18 protein-coding genes and 2 pseudogenes are annotated in these 14,811 nt (G+C 37.9%); 10 read left to right on the forward strand and 10 right to left on the reverse strand.

Annotated features, from left to right (window positions below):
- The first annotated feature begins 139 nt into the window (after positions 1 to 139).
- The 5 genes and pseudogenes from tnpA to CP363_RS09545 all read left to right on the forward strand — a co-directional run.
- The gene (gene tnpA, locus CP363_RS09530) at positions 140 to 604 is read left to right on the forward strand and encodes an IS200/IS605 family transposase (protein WP_025005294.1); all 465 of its coding nucleotides are present in this window, start codon (positions 140 to 142) and stop codon (positions 602 to 604) included.
- Between the two features lie 38 nt (positions 605 to 642).
- Positions 643 to 1,023 (forward strand): hypothetical protein, encoded by a 381-nt coding sequence (locus CP363_RS09535; RefSeq protein ID WP_098036182.1) that lies wholly within the window; start codon positions 643 to 645, stop codon positions 1,021 to 1,023.
- Entirely contained in the window at positions 983 to 1,537 is a 555-nt protein-coding gene (locus tag CP363_RS11025) for a M1 family aminopeptidase (protein WP_233187159.1), read from the forward strand. The genes CP363_RS09535 and CP363_RS11025 overlap by 41 nt, the downstream gene beginning before the upstream one ends.
- Positions 1,534 to 1,938: a hypothetical protein gene (locus CP363_RS11030; RefSeq protein ID WP_233187160.1), complete on the forward strand. Its 405-nt coding sequence runs from the start codon at positions 1,534 to 1,536 to the stop codon at positions 1,936 to 1,938. Before CP363_RS11025 ends, CP363_RS11030 begins: the two co-directional genes overlap by 4 nt.
- Before the next feature lie 97 nt (positions 1,939 to 2,035).
- Positions 2,036 to 2,287: pseudogene (locus CP363_RS09545) on the forward strand (cell surface protein); the annotation flags it as partial.
- A 163-nt stretch (positions 2,288 to 2,450) separates the two neighbouring features.
- On the opposite strand, the gene CP363_RS09550 reads toward CP363_RS09545, so the two are convergent.
- Entirely contained in the window at positions 2,451 to 3,803 is a 1,353-nt protein-coding gene (locus tag CP363_RS09550) for an RNA-guided endonuclease TnpB family protein (protein ID WP_098036183.1), read from the reverse strand.
- Positions 3,804 to 3,956: 153 nt separating this feature from the next.
- On the opposite strand from CP363_RS09550, the pseudogene CP363_RS09555 reads away from it, so the two are divergent.
- Positions 3,957 to 4,679: pseudogene (locus tag CP363_RS09555) on the forward strand (cell surface protein); the annotation flags it as partial.
- A 107-nt stretch (positions 4,680 to 4,786) separates the two neighbouring features.
- Positions 4,787 to 6,121, forward strand: coding sequence for an MATE family efflux transporter (locus CP363_RS09560; protein WP_098036184.1), 1,335 nt, complete (start codon positions 4,787 to 4,789; stop codon positions 6,119 to 6,121).
- A 56-nt stretch (positions 6,122 to 6,177) separates the two neighbouring features.
- Here the strand turns inward: CP363_RS09560 and murC are convergent, their stop codons facing one another.
- The 8 genes from murC to CP363_RS09595 all read right to left on the reverse strand — a co-directional run bounded on the left by murC (position 6,178) and on the right by CP363_RS09595 (position 12,099).
- Positions 6,178 to 7,491, reverse strand: coding sequence for a UDP-N-acetylmuramate--L-alanine ligase (murC, locus tag CP363_RS09565; protein ID WP_098034869.1), 1,314 nt, complete (start codon positions 7,489 to 7,491; stop codon positions 6,178 to 6,180).
- A 287-nt stretch (positions 7,492 to 7,778) separates the two neighbouring features.
- Positions 7,779 to 8,426: a YtpR family tRNA-binding protein gene (gene ytpR / locus CP363_RS09570; RefSeq protein WP_098036185.1), complete on the reverse strand. Its 648-nt coding sequence runs from the start codon at positions 8,424 to 8,426 to the stop codon at positions 7,779 to 7,781.
- A gap of 19 nt (positions 8,427 to 8,445) precedes the next feature.
- Positions 8,446 to 8,766 (reverse strand): thioredoxin family protein, encoded by a 321-nt coding sequence (locus tag CP363_RS09575; RefSeq protein WP_005718117.1) that lies wholly within the window; start codon positions 8,764 to 8,766, stop codon positions 8,446 to 8,448.
- 89 nt (positions 8,767 to 8,855) lie between these two features.
- On the reverse strand, positions 8,856 to 9,062 hold the full coding sequence (locus tag CP363_RS11035) for a DUF805 domain-containing protein (RefSeq protein ID WP_223845460.1): 207 nt from the start codon (positions 9,060 to 9,062) through the stop codon (positions 8,856 to 8,858).
- A 53-nt stretch (positions 9,063 to 9,115) separates the two neighbouring features.
- On the reverse strand, positions 9,116 to 9,343 hold the full coding sequence (locus CP363_RS11040; protein WP_223845417.1) for a hypothetical protein: 228 nt from the start codon (positions 9,341 to 9,343) through the stop codon (positions 9,116 to 9,118).
- Between the two features lie 142 nt (positions 9,344 to 9,485).
- Complete coding sequence (trmB, locus tag CP363_RS09585; protein WP_005718114.1) at positions 9,486 to 10,142, reverse strand: tRNA (guanosine(46)-N7)-methyltransferase TrmB; 657 nt, start codon at positions 10,140 to 10,142, stop codon at positions 9,486 to 9,488.
- Positions 10,143 to 10,151: 9 nt separating this feature from the next.
- Positions 10,152 to 11,363, reverse strand: a complete 1,212-nt coding sequence (locus tag CP363_RS09590) for an ABC transporter permease (protein ID WP_098036186.1) — start codon at positions 11,361 to 11,363, stop codon at positions 10,152 to 10,154.
- The gene (locus tag CP363_RS09595) at positions 11,356 to 12,099 is read right to left on the reverse strand and encodes an ABC transporter ATP-binding protein (protein ID WP_089145807.1); all 744 of its coding nucleotides are present in this window, start codon (positions 12,097 to 12,099) and stop codon (positions 11,356 to 11,358) included. The genes CP363_RS09590 and CP363_RS09595 overlap by 8 nt, the downstream gene beginning before the upstream one ends.
- Before the next feature lie 90 nt (positions 12,100 to 12,189).
- Between CP363_RS09595 and CP363_RS09600 the strand changes: the two genes are divergently transcribed.
- From CP363_RS09600 to CP363_RS09610, 3 genes are all read left to right on the forward strand, one after another.
- Entirely contained in the window at positions 12,190 to 12,621 is a 432-nt protein-coding gene (locus CP363_RS09600; RefSeq protein ID WP_005718109.1) for an HIT family protein, read from the forward strand.
- Positions 12,622 to 12,630: 9 nt separating this feature from the next.
- Entirely contained in the window at positions 12,631 to 12,987 is a 357-nt protein-coding gene (locus tag CP363_RS09605) for a hypothetical protein (protein ID WP_005718108.1), read from the forward strand.
- A gap of 118 nt (positions 12,988 to 13,105) precedes the next feature.
- On the forward strand, positions 13,106 to 14,002 hold the full coding sequence (locus tag CP363_RS09610; protein ID WP_023488438.1) for a peptidylprolyl isomerase PrsA: 897 nt from the start codon (positions 13,106 to 13,108) through the stop codon (positions 14,000 to 14,002).
- A gap of 106 nt (positions 14,003 to 14,108) precedes the next feature.
- On the opposite strand, the gene CP363_RS09615 is transcribed toward CP363_RS09610, so the two are convergent.
- Positions 14,109 to 14,582 (reverse strand): aldolase, encoded by a 474-nt coding sequence (locus tag CP363_RS09615; RefSeq protein ID WP_098036187.1) that lies wholly within the window; start codon positions 14,580 to 14,582, stop codon positions 14,109 to 14,111.
- Positions 14,583 to 14,811 lie beyond the last annotated feature (229 nt).

The raw sequence follows: 14,811 nt of genomic DNA on the forward strand, positions 1-14,811 counted from the left end.
CAAACTAATTAAAAATAAAATTTACAATTTACATTGACTTATCACCACATGACTTGTATTATTGTAATTTGATTATAGCCTATGTATATCTTATAATCAGCAGTAAATAGATACATAGTAGACGAAAGGATATTAGACTATGAATAATAAAAAAGACAAAATAAAAGACGCAGGCTATGAAAAACACTACGTCTATAATGCACACTATCATCTAATTTGGTGTACTAAATACCGCAATCAAATCTTTACTAACCAAGACCTTGCACAAGAGATGCGAGACCTGCTCAAGCAAATAGCTGAAGATAATCAAATCAAAATTGAAAAAATGGAGGTAATGCCTGAACATATTCATTTGCTTATCAGCTTTAGACCATCAAAATCAGGTTCAAGCGTAGTCAAAGCACTCAAAGGAAGAAGTGCTTTTTTATTCTTCAAGAATCATCCCGAAATTAAGCAAAACAAGATGTGGGGCGGACATTTATGGTCACCCAGCTATTACTTTGGCACGGTAGGGAATATGTCTAAAGAAGTAGTAGAAAAGTACATTAATGACCAGATCTACAATGCCGTTAGAGACGGTAAGCCCTATCCATCCCCGCATTAAAATACGGAGATTTTCGGGCGTTTTTCATTAAAAATTTATTGGTTAGAAATATTGCTAGCGGCGTGTTGAAATACGACCACAAGCATTTTGAGGCTACAAGAAATGCGACAACTTCAGTTAAAAGCATTTCATCAGATGGTCAAAAGCTTTCTTACACTACCGGTAAAGACAAGAGCAATTTATTTGTTAACAAAAGTCTAAATACAGGTGAATCTACTGATTTAACTGTCAACGTAGTTACCGGTGTACCTAAGAGACAAGATCGTTTTGGCTACCAAAATATCAACGGCGGTAAGGTTTATAACCTGTCATTCTGTTTCCCATACTTAAGCGATTATCGCAACGGTAAGTGGAATTATCACCCATACTACGATGCTGGTGAAAAACCGCAACAGTGCTGTAAGCAACTTCCACGTTAGTTTCTTTGCACCTAAGAGCTACAAGGTTGCAGCTTCTGGTCAAAATACCACTAAGAATGGTAAAACCACAATTGTTGCCAACAACATGCGTGAAGTCGGCATCACAGCTTCCAACAAATTCAAGGTTGATCACGCTTATGCAAACGGCGTAAGAATCAACGACTACTACCTTGCAAGCAAAAACAGCAAGCAATACAACAAGCTAGCTTTAATGACTGCTCAAGACAGTTTCCACATTTTTACCAAGAAGATCGGCAAATATCCTTACAAAGAAATCGATATTACTGAAACCTTGCTTGGCAAAGATACCGGTGGGATGGAATATCCTGGCTTGATCATGATCGACGCTAGTGGCTTTTTACAAAAGAAGCACCCACTTGATAGATATAATGAATTAACTGAAGATGTTTCTCACGAAGTTGGTCACCAATGGTTCTACGGCACTGTCGGCAGCGACGAATACATGGAACCTTGGCTTGACGAAGGTCTTACCAACCTGGCGTTTACGATTTGACCTACACTAAGAGTAAGTCCTACTGTGCTAAACTGATGCACAGCAAGTTCTACACTCGTAAGAACGTCAAGCGTGCTAACAAGATCTTAAAAGAAAATGCTAACCAATTCATTAATAAGAATCAAAAGGCCAACTACATCAACTACCCTGTTAATAATCCACCAAAAGGTGTTGATACTGAAGACATGGCTTACGAACTTGGTATGGATTTCCCTGCTGTTTTAAAAGTAGCCATGGGTGAAAATAAGTTTTTTGATGCTTTACACGATTACTACCAAACTTACTACTTGAAGCAAGCAACCACGCAAGACTTCTTGAACATTATCCGCAAGTACGATAATTCAAAGAAAGTTAACAACGTGATCAATAAATTTATTGATCCTAAGTACTTAAGTGAATAAAATCAAATAACCCCGAAAACGTTTGAGTTTCGAGGTTATTTTTATAGTCTCATAAGTGCTAAAATCAACTTAATGGATTATTACAAAGGAGACAAATATGACTACTAAAAAATTAGCAACTATCGCAGCAGCTTTATTAATCAGTGTTGCACCAGCAGCTGCTATTATCAATCAACCTGTTCACACAGTTCAAGCAGCTACGCAATCACAAAAAGGTAAAGTTACTCTCAAGAAATCCTTTAACGGCACAGTTCAAGTCTTCAACAGCAAAGGCAATACCACTACCACTACCCAAAAAGTCAATGGCAAGAAGATGACTGTTGCTTCAACGGTTAAATCAGGCTCAAGTTGTCAACTACCCTAGACTGAAGTCTAGGGCTTAGTGGCTCGTTAGCTTGCGCCAACCAGAACACCAACTTGCTTAGATACGGACTTGACTTACCAGCAATAATCTTTTGGCTATTGCCGATAGAGGTCGTCTAATTACCAAAGCCTTTTGAGTCCGTGAGTTGCTAGCGGACTGCAGTCCCGAATAAGGCTGCTTCTTTTATTTTAGGATTCTGCCACTTGCCTAATCCTTTTTCTAGAATATTCACTGCCGCATTCCAATCGCGAATATGGTGCGTCTGACAGATTGGGCACGTCCATTCCCGATCCTTAAGGGTTAATTTCTTATAGCTATTTTGTCCCATAATACTGCCACATTGATGGCATCTTTGGGTGGTGTACTTAGGATCAATTGTTAGAAATTCTTTGCCATATAGATCTGCCTTATAAGCCAGCATGTTCAGGAAACTACGCCAACCAACATCAGAAATGGCTTGAGACAAGGCATGATTCTTTAACAGATTTCTGCTTCTTAGTTCCTCGGCAACTACTAAATCGTGGTTTTTGATTAGTGCAGTTGAGAGTACTTGCAAGAAGTCATTACGCTGTCTTCTGATCTTGTCGTGCAGTTTAGCTACAACTAAACGCTGCTTTTGATAGTTTTTTGCTAGCCGCAAATTGCGTCCTTCTTTTTTAGCCCGGCGCTGTCTGCGAGATAATACTCGTTGGGCATGGGCAAGCTTCTTTTTGGTTTTGCAATAAAATCGTGGATTAGCAACCATTGCTCCGTTAGATGCTGTTAAGAAATTATCAAGGTTAAGGTCAATGCCAATTTGACTTTGCGTCTTAGGCAAGGCTTTAACAAAGGCAATATCGCTGCCTAATTGCATTGATAAGTAGAATTGCTCGTCAGCGGTCTTTTTAATCGTGACTGTTCCAATACGAGTTGGGATATGATTAAGCAAACGCTCTTTGATTAGCCTTCTAAAACCAGCAATGCGGACGATACCCAGTTTAGGCAGTTTAATATGTTTAGCATCAATAAATCTAGCTGTCCCGTTATCAAGAAAAGCTTCTTTTTGCTTAGGATATTGACAGTTGGTCTGATATGACCAGTCGCTGCGTTTTTTATGGAAAGTTGGGATTCCATGACCAATCTTGCGATAGTTGCTCCAAGCCTTCTGGTAGTTCTGAATCGCATTGGCAATAGCGAGGCTATCAATTTCTTTAACGCGTAAAAAGCTATAAGTATCGCGGATATTCTTAGGCTTAGCCAATAGTTCGCTATTAGTGACTACTTCTTCTGCCAACCTAGCTTCATAGCTATTAAGAGCAGAAAAAGCAAAGGGCATTGCTTGATATTGTCTAACAGCTAAGTAGTGCTTAGCATGATAATTGCTTCGATTACGTCCTACATAAGAGTTGTAGACAAAGCGTTGCGCATCATAGTTCAACTTAATGATTTTCTTTTGCTTAGAACTAGGATAAAAGCGAAGCTTAACGCCAAAATGATAGGCTAAGCTGCTCATTCTCTTCATGATTTCACCTCCTTCTGTAGATTAGATATTTATATTGTACAGGGAAGTCGAACGTATGTCTCTATTTTTAGAATAAAAAAAGCTGACTGCTAGGTCAGCTTGGCCCTATCCATCCCCGCATTAAAATACGGGGATTTTCGGGCGTTTTTCATTAAATATTATGGCAAGCCTATCCTGATCCAAGGTAAAAAAGTAGATGCAAAAACTTCTAAGAACTACCACTACACTACCGCTTCTTACGTTAACATCGGTAAAAAACGCTACATCAAATCTTTGAATGTTAGCTCAATGGATGGACAAAATGTTTTAATCTTAAGTTCCAACTCTCGCATTTATGATAAAAACGGTCACCGCACTACTTTCAACGGTATGTCGCTTATTCCTAAATATATGCTAGTTAAAACGCCAGCTAAAACCCACGCCACAACTAAGAATGACGTATTTTTCTACTTTGCAAATCTTAGCGGATCTAAGAAAAGAAGTTTGAATACAACCACTATCAAGGGCAAGCCTTTTTATGCTTTAGGCAACGGTGCTTATATTTATGCTTCAAATGCTGGTTTTGTTAACGGCAACACTCTTTACCAAGCTTCTGGCACCACTACAGCCACTATTTTAAACAAGATCCACGTTTTAAATAATAAGCTCAAGTCAACTAGCAAGTTGCTCAAGATTGGTCAAAAAGTTAAGGTAGATGCCACCAAGACCACTGGTAAAGGCGACAGCGCTGCACTTTACTTCAGAATTGCTGGCACCAAAGGTAAAAACGCACAATACATTTACTGGGGCGACGACGCTGAATATGGTATGGATCAAGAAAGCACCACAGATGAATTCCAAGGCAACTTCAATTTAGATAATCACCTTGCTAATTAAGATAATATGCTAAAATTAAATTAACGATAATATATGGCGACCTAGAATCGTGAGGTTTACCTCAAAGTATCTTTCTAGGTCGCTTTTTTCAATGTAGGAGAAAATTTATGGATGAATTATTTGCTAAAGCCCCGATCAAAAAGGTCTACTTTAAGCTAGCATTGCCAGTTGTTCTAGGGATGATCACTACCATGATCTACAACCTGGCAGACACAATGTTTGTTGCCAAAACTGGTGATACAAACTTGGTAGCAGGAATCACGATCGGTGCCCCGCTCTTTACCTTTTTAATTGCCGTTTCCGACATTTTTGGTCTCGGTGGTTCTTCATTGATTTCGCGTTTATTCGGCGAAAAGAATTATGCCTTGAGTAAACGCGTAAGTAGTTTTTGTATGATTGGTGGAATTGTCACCGGTTTAATCTTAACAGCTATTTTACTAATTTTTGAAAATCCGATCCTTCATCTTTTAGGAGCAAAAGCTGCCACCTATCAAGATGCTGCCGATTTTTATCGTGTAATATCAATTGGCGCTGCGCTAATTATCTTCTCAATCATTCCGCAGAACTTAATCAGAACGGAAGGCTTAGCTACCCAAGCAATGGTTGCTACAATGACAGGAACCATTTTAGCTATCATCCTTGATCCTATTTTCTTGTTTGTTTTCAAAATGGGTGCAATCGGTGTTGGGATTGCCAACGTTACAGGTTATCTAGTCACTGATGCTATTCTCATTTACTACGTTTTATACAAAACTGACTACATCAAATTAAAGCTAAAATATAGCAAAATTAGCGGCAAAACAATCAAAGATATCGTAGCAATCGGCATCCCCGGTTCAATCACCAACTTCGCTCAAAGCTTTGGCATGGCACTTCTTAACTCATCTTTAGCTCTATACGGTGCAAACAAAGTTGCCGCAATGGGAATCACCCAAAAGATTTACAGTATCGTTATCTTGGTAATCGTTGGTTTTGCCTTTGGTTCACAACCTTTAATTGGTTACAACTATGGTGCTAAAAACTGGAAACGATTAAAGAAAACTCTAAACTTCGATATTCTTGTGCAAGTTGTTTATGCTGTAATTTCAGGCGGATTATTAATTTTATTTGCTCGTCCAGTCACCGCTCTATTTATGAATCAACCAGATATCGTCAACGCTGGTAGTTATATGTTAATTGCCACTATTATTACCACACCAATCGTTGGTATCATTTTAGTTTACACTACCGTCTTCCAATCAGTTGGTAATGCTTGGGCTGCCTTCATCATGGCAATTACTCGTCAAGGCGTTGTCTACTTTATCGCATTAGAAATTCTAAAAGTCACATTTGGCTACCACGGTATCGTTTGGGCTCAAGCAGCCAGTGATATCATCACCTGCATCATCGGTTACTTTATTTATGAAAAGAGCCTGGATCTCAAGGATAAAATCAAAGATTAGCCAAAATAAAAACTGCTCTCTTATTGAGAACAGTTTTTTTCATGCTTATCTTTCAATTAAAGCAACTTTTCAAAAGCATCTTCATACTTAGGAATATCACCTGCACCCATAAAGACAATGACTGAATTCTTATTCTTAGTTAAGTCAGCAATATTGTTTAAGTCGATAACTTCTGAACCTGGGATATTCTTAACCAAGTCTTCACTTGAAATATCACCATTAGCTTCACGAGCTGAAGCATAAATTGGAGTTACGTAAGCCTTATCTACACCACGTAAAATTTCTTCGAAGTCCTTTTGGTACTTCTTAGTTCTTGAGAAAGTGTGTGGTTGGAAGACGACAACCAACTTCTTGTCTGGGAACTTTTGACGAGCAGCTTGGATAGTTGCACGCATTTCAGTTGGGTGGTGAGCATAGTCATCAATAACTGCAATGTCGCCAAAGTCTTTTTCGCTAAATCTACGCTTAGCACCCTTGAAGGTAAGAAGACCATCACGAATGTCATCCATTGGTACCTTTTCAGTGTAGGCAACCGCAATAACAGCAGTTGAGTTCAAAATGCTGTGGTCACCAAACAAGTGAATTTCAAATTCGCCAAGATCCTTGCCATGTGCTAAAACATGGAACCTAGAACCAGTAGTTGACTTCTTAATGTCAGTAGCTTGGAAGTCATCAGTATCGTTAAAGCCGTAAGTGTATTTAGGAATATCAGTCTTAAGGCTTTGAAGACGCTTGTCATCGCCCCATACAAACAATGCCTTCTTAGTTTGATCAGCTGCTGATTGGAATGCGCTGGTGTAATCGTCTTGATCCTTGAAGTAGTCTGGGTGGTCAAAGTCGATGTTAGTCATAATTTGGTAATCTGGGTGATATGCCAAGAAGTGACGACGATATTCATCAGCTTCATAAACAAAGAAACGTGAATTTGCCACGCCCTTGCCGCGACCATCACCGATTAAGTATGAAGTTGGGGCAACTTCACCTAAGACGTGTGATAAAAGACTGGTAGTTGAGGTCTTGCCGTGAGTGCCTGAAATACCAATTGAAGTATGCATTTGCACAATTTCTTCAACAGTATCTGGATATGATTGCCACTTAACACCCTTTTCAAGGCAAGCTTTAACTTCTGGATTGTCTTCTTTAAAAGCATTCCCTTTAACAATTACTTGTTCATCATTGCTCTTGATGTTATCCGGGTTAAAGTTTTTAACATCAATGCCCACATTTTCAAGTGGCACTTGCGTAAAGGTATATTTTTCAATGTCACTACCTGCTACATCATAGCCTAAGTCATGTAAAAGCAAGGCAAGGGATGCCATACCTGTACCCTTAATACCAATGAACCAAATTTGCTTATTCTTGTCTAACATTTATTTACCCTCGAAATTTCAACGTTTTTATTCGTTAACTATTTTACCATTTTTCTTATGCTAAAATTTTTAAAATCAAAAGAAATCTATGATGAAAACGACAATTATGTTAATACTGTCGATCATTTGATCATTAAAGATCTTACGGGTAAAACTATTTCCCACAAAATCGGTTCACTAGCTCCTTAAAAGGTGAAACTGGTGGCTTTTCTTAGACAAAATAAAAAAGTTGATCAATTAGCTTTTTTGCACCAACTGGTCAACTTTTTATTTTTGCTTTATTCAAATTATAAAGTAATTTCACCACTAGCGATCAGTTCATCACACTTAGTTGGTTCAAATTCTGCACCAACTTCGAAGCTATCAGGAACAACCATGATCCCGCGCTTTTGTGGTGCGTGTGGCAAACCTAATTCACGAGCTGAACAAATCATGCCGTATGAATCAACACCGCGCAATTCACCTGGCCAAATTTGTGCACCATTTGGCATTAAAGTACCTGGAAGTGCAACAACTGCTTTTTGACCTTGAGCGATATTTGGTGCACCACAAACGATTTGGTGTTCTTCACCATCAGCAACCTCAACAGTAGTTACGTGCAAGTGATCTGAATCAGGGTGTGGTTCACAAGTCTTAACGTAGCCATAAACTAAAGTTGGCTTGCCATATGCTAACTTGTCAGTAAAACCAACTTCATCAAGCTTCTTGTTCAGTGCAACAAGCTCATCGTCTGACAACTTAACTGGACCATTTGGTAACTTATCAAAGTCAACTAACTTATCAACGTTGAAGAAGTTGTAACCAATGGTCTTGCCTTCATCGTTAGTTACGCGAGTAACGTCTTCTTTTTCCTCAAATGAGCTACGGCCTTCATCGTGACCTAAGATAACGATCAAAGTGTTAGGATAAGCTTCTTTATTAGTACTAGTAATCATGCTTTTTTATTCTCCTCTATTAGTCAAGTGATCGTAAAAAGTTTTCCACTTCATCTTTAGTTTTACGGTCCTTATTTACTAGTCTACCAATTTCTTTGCCATCTTGGTAGACAACAAATGAAGGAATTCCCATAATCATTAATTTTTTTGCTATGTCAATTGAACCGTCGCGGTCAATTTCGTAGAATTTTGCATCAGAAAAATCTTTTTCAATTTCAGGCATAAATGGAGCAAGAAACTTGCAGTCTGGGCACCAATCAGCTGAGAATTCAAGCACAGTACGTCCTTCTTTAGTAATTTCCTTTAATTGATCTTCAGTTAATTCTTTAATCTTTTCCATTTTTCATACCTCATGTATTTCTTACTTTTTATAAGTTGATATTATTATAACCATTCTTTAACTAAAAAGCTAGAAATTGAATCTTACAATTATTTCTTTTCTTTAAATAGATAACTGCCCCAACGAACTGGTTTTTCAACAGTTGGCAAAACCATGAAGTAAAGTAAAAACAAATACCCAAATGGAATAACCGAGATCCAGTACCACCAACCGGTGTGGTCAGTATCATGCAATCTTCTTATGGTAAAGCCAAGTAAGCCTAATAAGATCCAAATAATCAGTAGATAGATAATTATTTGAATAATAAGTGTACCAGTTGAAACTGCGTTAATAAGAAGAATTCATTACTTTAATAAGTAATGCCATCAATTGAATATGCCGTAGCTGAACATGCTGCTAAAATGACTCGCAAAATAATTGCCCAAACATAGGCATACCAAAATCCACGACGAATACTACGTGCATTCCACTTAAATGGTGCAGTAAACAAAAGTTTGAATGCTTGTCCAAAAGTTGGTCTAGGAATATCAGTTTTAGGTTCGTGATATTCTTGTTCATAATAAGGTTTATCTTCCATAATTTTCCCTCCAATAATCTGAAATCTTACAGTTCTATTCTAAAACAAAATAACTAAAGCGATGAGCTAGTAGCAAGATTTTATCCAATAAAGCATTAAAAAACGCCTAGAGTTTATCTGCTGTAACTCTAGACGCTTCAAACTATTCATCCTCAAAATGAGCGTGCAAAGCATAAATTGGATTACCCTTAGCTGCAAATTTATGCTCGTATTCTGTTTCAATATTCTTTTCCACAATCTCTGGCTTTTCATGATGAAGATCAACTGAAACAAAATCAAACTTCATTCCATAATTATTCAAGCTCTGAACAGAGTAAGCATACAAGCCCGCATTGTCGGTTTTAAATTCAATATGTCCTTCTGGCTTCAGAACTTGTTCATACTTGCTCAAAAAACTCTTGTAAGTCAAACGACGCTTTTCATGACGAGTCTTTGGCCATGGATCACTAAAATTCAAGTAGATAACATTGGTGCTATTTGCTGGAAAGAAGCAGTTGATGTCAGCCGCATCCCCGCGTAAGATTTGTAAATTATCCAAGCCCTTTTCCAACTTTGTTCGCAAGATAATCCCCGCAGCCGTAGTTTGCAATTCTAATGCGACATAATTTTTATCAGGATTTTGTTCAGCTAACGTAGTAATGAAATGTCCCTTACCAGAACCTACTTCAATTTCGATGGGATGATCATTACCAAATCGTTCAGTCCAGTCGATCTTTTTTTCAGGATCAGGATTTTGCAAAACACTTTCTGGATGGTCGTTTACAAGCTTAACAGCCCAAGGTTTATTTCTTAATCTCATTCTCTATTCCTATCTAATTCCAAAATTTTTTTGATTCATTTTTTTAACTCTGCCTGGCAAGTAAGTGGCAGTTACAATCATAGTGAAACCAAGTAAAATTGCCATCGCTTCAAACAAGTTAACATTAATTGGTAGCACAATTAACCAGCAGACACTAATCAAGAGCCATTGAATAAACAAGCCCATTGTCAACACCTTTACCAAGTCCCTGCCACGATTTTGCCGTTTAATTGGGTAAACGCGGTACATGAAGTTGCGGTCAAACTCTGTTGCCATTGGCAATAATTGATAGACCGTTAAAAAGATTACCAAGCATGAAAGGCCTAGTGCCCAACGCCAATCTTGCACTAACCACGATACCAAGATTGCAAAGACAGTCATTCTGACTAATAAGTTCAAGTATTCTGGATTACGCAAAAGTGATCTCCGATACAAGAACAAATTAGGATTTTCCTTAGCCAATGATTTTGGTAAAAGAAAGTCGAGGTATCTTCTGCGTTTGATTGTAACTTGCTTTTCTGCCACATCGGTAAACATACTGAAAATTGAATAAACGCGGTCTTTTCTAGCTTGTTCAGTTTCAATTGCATAGCGCCAGTTGAAGACGCCCTTTTCTTTTTTAGTACCAAAATGTGTAATTACCATTAATACTACAACTTCAATTGGATAAATAAATGATCCTAGTGAGCCAATCAACAAAGCTTCCAGAGTTACCACTAATAATATCCATTGCGGACAATTGTAGTAGAAGTACAAACTCTCTTTTTCAATCAGCAACATACACAATTTTAATAAAACAGTGCTGATAATCAGGATTACATATGCCCAAACTGGGATTCCAGCTTTTACCGTCGCAAACGGAAACAGAATTCCGCCAAGCAAAACAATCAGAATTGTTGGCAGCACCATACTGTAACGAATCATCGGCTTCAGATATTCACCCATTTGTTCATCTTGCGTAAACAGAAATTGCATGTCGGCCTCTTTTAATAAGGTAACTAATCGACCAGCTAATAATGGCAACCACATGATAAAGCCGACAAGTGGCTTATAGAACCACAGATTATTGGGAATTACGCGCATAGCTTGGGCATACCAGAACATCAGCGCCCCAAACAAAAAGATCAACGCTAAAATAAAGAAGTCATTAAACACCAGCGTCAAATATTTTACTGATTGTTTAAGATTCTCGCTCAACCTTCTATTCGCTAACTCACGCATTGCCATTATCCTCTCTATTCAAAGCAAGGTATAACTTGTCAAAAGGATCATCTGGCTTAAGGCCATAGTGCTGACGAATTTCTTGCAAACTCCCCACAACTTCGATCGTGCCGCGGTTTAACACAGCATAATTCGAAATCGCTTGCTGTGCATCAGCTAAAACGTGAGTAGTCATTAAGACCATCTTTTTGTCAGCAATTGCTTTTTTTATTAAATCGATTAAGTTAGCAACTGCCAAAGGATCAAGTCCTGTAAATGGCTCATCGATCACGAGCAAACTTGTATCTGCTAAAAAAGCAGAAACGATCATTACCTTTTGGCGCATCCCTTTTGAAAAGTGGATTGGCAACCATTCCAGCTTGTCATCAAGTCTAAACATCTTAAGCAGTTCATGTGCTCTTTCCCAAGCCTTCTTTTCATCCAATTTGTAGCTAAGCATGGTCAATTCCAAATGCTCTTTTAATGTCAATTCTGGATACAAAATTGGTGTTTCAGGAATATAAGCCACTTCACGCTTAAACTTCGTTGGTTGTTGCGTCAAAACTACGTCGTTTAAAGTGATCTTACCTTTTTGCGGTCTAAGCAAACCTAAAATATGCTTAATTGTGGTTGATTTACCGGCCCCATTTAAACCAATTAAGCCCAGCGCCTCACCCGGCTTAATTTCCAAATTAATATCTTTAATAACCGGGACACCCGTGTAGCCTCCCGTTAAATGTTCAATTTTTAATGTCATTTTTCCTATCTTTCTTTACTGAATTTATACCTTTATTATGATAGCATGGATTTAATAGTAAACTAAAGTACAAGGATATGAGGTTTTATTATGGAAAATTTAGACAAAGATTGTTTATTCTGCAAAATTATCCGCGGTGAAATTCCTAGCTATACCGTTTTTGAAAATGACGATGTTAAGGCCTTCTTAGATATTTCTCAAGTTAACCCAGGCCACACCTTAATGGTGCCAAAAAAGCACATCGTTAACTTGTTTGACTACACCAAGGAAGACGCACAACGCTACTTACAATATATTCCTGAAATTGCTAATGCAATTAAGGCAGCCTTCCCTAATGTTACTGCAATGAACATTACTACTAATAATGGTAAGGCCGCAAATCAAGTAGTTATGCACTCACACATTCACTTCATTCCTCGTTTTGAAGGCGACGGCTTGAAGCTGATGACCCGCAACAACGCTGACAAATACGATGAAGCTAAATACAACGAAGTTGCTAACAAAATTAAGGCACAATTTTAGAGGTTAAAAATGAAACATTTCTTATTAGGCACAGTTTTTGGTGCAACAGCTGGGCTAGTTTTTTCCTGTATGAAAGATAGCAATGGTAATCGCCCAGGCAAGCCATTAAAAGATGAGTTCGAAGCAATTAAACATGAAAGCCAACGCTTTAATTCTGCCTTGCAAAAAGCTAAAAAGGCTAGTCAAGAATTAAATGAACAAATGCCAACAGCTGAACGTACAATTAGTGATATTAATGATAGTGTTGAACATTATTCCGACCATATTCAACCTATCGTTAACCGCATAGAAAAAAAGAGCGATAAATTGAACCAAGATTTGGAAAACATCGTGCCAGATACTAACTCACAAGACACAAAGAACTAAGAAAAAATAAAGAAAATTTGATTTTTCTGTGAAAATTCGTAATTTAAAAACGAAACGCCCTTTTTTATGGTATATTAATGAACAGTTACTTATTTAAGGATGTGGAGATATTATTTTTATGAAGAGTTATATAAAAAAAATTGCTGCAGTCGTAGCTGTAGCTGGCGTTGCATTATCAACTGCTGCTTGTTCTAATAGCGGCACTAAAGCTACTGTTGCTTCATACAAGGGTGGCAAGATTACTCAAGAACAATACTATGATGAAATGAAGAAGTCACAAGCTGGTAAGTCAACTTTGGCTAACATGATCATCAACCGCGCTTTGGAACAACAATACGGCAAGTACGTATCTCAAAAGAAAGTCGACAAGCAATACAACAACTACAAGAAGCAATACGGCTCACAATTTAGTGCTGTTTTACAACAAAACGGTATGACTGCTTCAAGCTTCAAGCAAAACATTAAGACTAACCTTCTTTCTGAACAAGCATTGAAGCACATTAAGAAAGTTACTAAGAAGCAAGAACAACAAGCTTGGAAGAGCTACCAACCTAAGGTAACTGTTCAACACATCTTGGTTGCTAAGAAGTCAACTGCTCAAAGCATCATCAAGCAATTGAAAGATGGCAAGAGCTTCAAGGTTTTAGCTAAGAAGTACTCACTTGATACTGCTACTAAGAACAAGGCTGGTAAATTGCCATCATTTGACTCAACCGACACCACTTTAGACAGCTCATTCAAGACCGCTGCCTTCAAGCTTAAGACTGGTGAAGTTACTTCAACTCCAGTTAAGTCACAATCTGGTTACCACGTAATCAAGATGATCAGCCACCCAGCTAAGGGTAAGTTTGCTGACCACAAGAAGGCTATTGATGATCAAATTTACGCATCAATGGCTCAAGACCAAGCTACTATGAAAGACGTTATTGCTACTGTTTTGAAGAAGGCTGACGTTTCAATCAAGGATAGCGACTTGAAGGATGTATTATCATCATACGTTTCAACTACTAAGTAACAAATATATTTAGTTAATCAAAAACGCCGAATCTGAATGGATTCGACGTTTTTTTATTTCATTAATTTATTTTTTAAATAGGGGTGTCATATTCCCCCCAAAAAAACTATGCCTTCACTGGCACCTTCCTAGTAACAGCTGAGTTGGCACAAATAATACTTTGAAATTCATTATGAAAAGCTTGAGCATTATGCAATACAGCTTTATAATCATCATTTTTAGCAGGTCCAACTAATCCGCCACCTACACCAACAACATGGGCACCACTAGCAAACCATTCATGCATATTTCCTAATGATACACCACCACTTGGCATTACATTAACATATGGGAAAGGTCCATGAATTTCAGAAATAATGCCTTTACCAGCAATTGAACCTGGGAAGATTTTGACTACGTCAGCACCATAAGTTAAAGCAGATTGAATTTCCGTTGGACTAAAGCAACCGGGCATGTAAGGAACCGCATACAGATTGCATTCCTTAGCAGTATTTTCGTTAAAAGATGGGCTAACAACGAATCTAGCTCCTGAAATTCTAGCAGTTGCCTCATCAAGCACAGTTCCAGCTCCAATGAGTATCCAAGATTTCGGTCTTGGATATTTTTTTACTAAAAATCAAAAGGCTCAAGATGCTTCATCATTAAAGCATTCTTGAGCTCTTTAATTTTATTTATCAGTAGCATAATCAGACAACTTCAAGTAGCGTACAAGTTCACTGCTATGAAAAATGTAAGCAAATGTATGACTATGTTTTATTTTCATACATTTTGGACTATTCGTGCTTTCCATTTCTCTTACCAACGTCTAC

The sequence above is a fragment of the Lactobacillus sp. UMNPBX12 genome (assembly GCF_002553955.1).
GTDB classification, from domain to species: domain Bacteria; phylum Bacillota; class Bacilli; order Lactobacillales; family Lactobacillaceae; genus Lactobacillus; species Lactobacillus crispatus.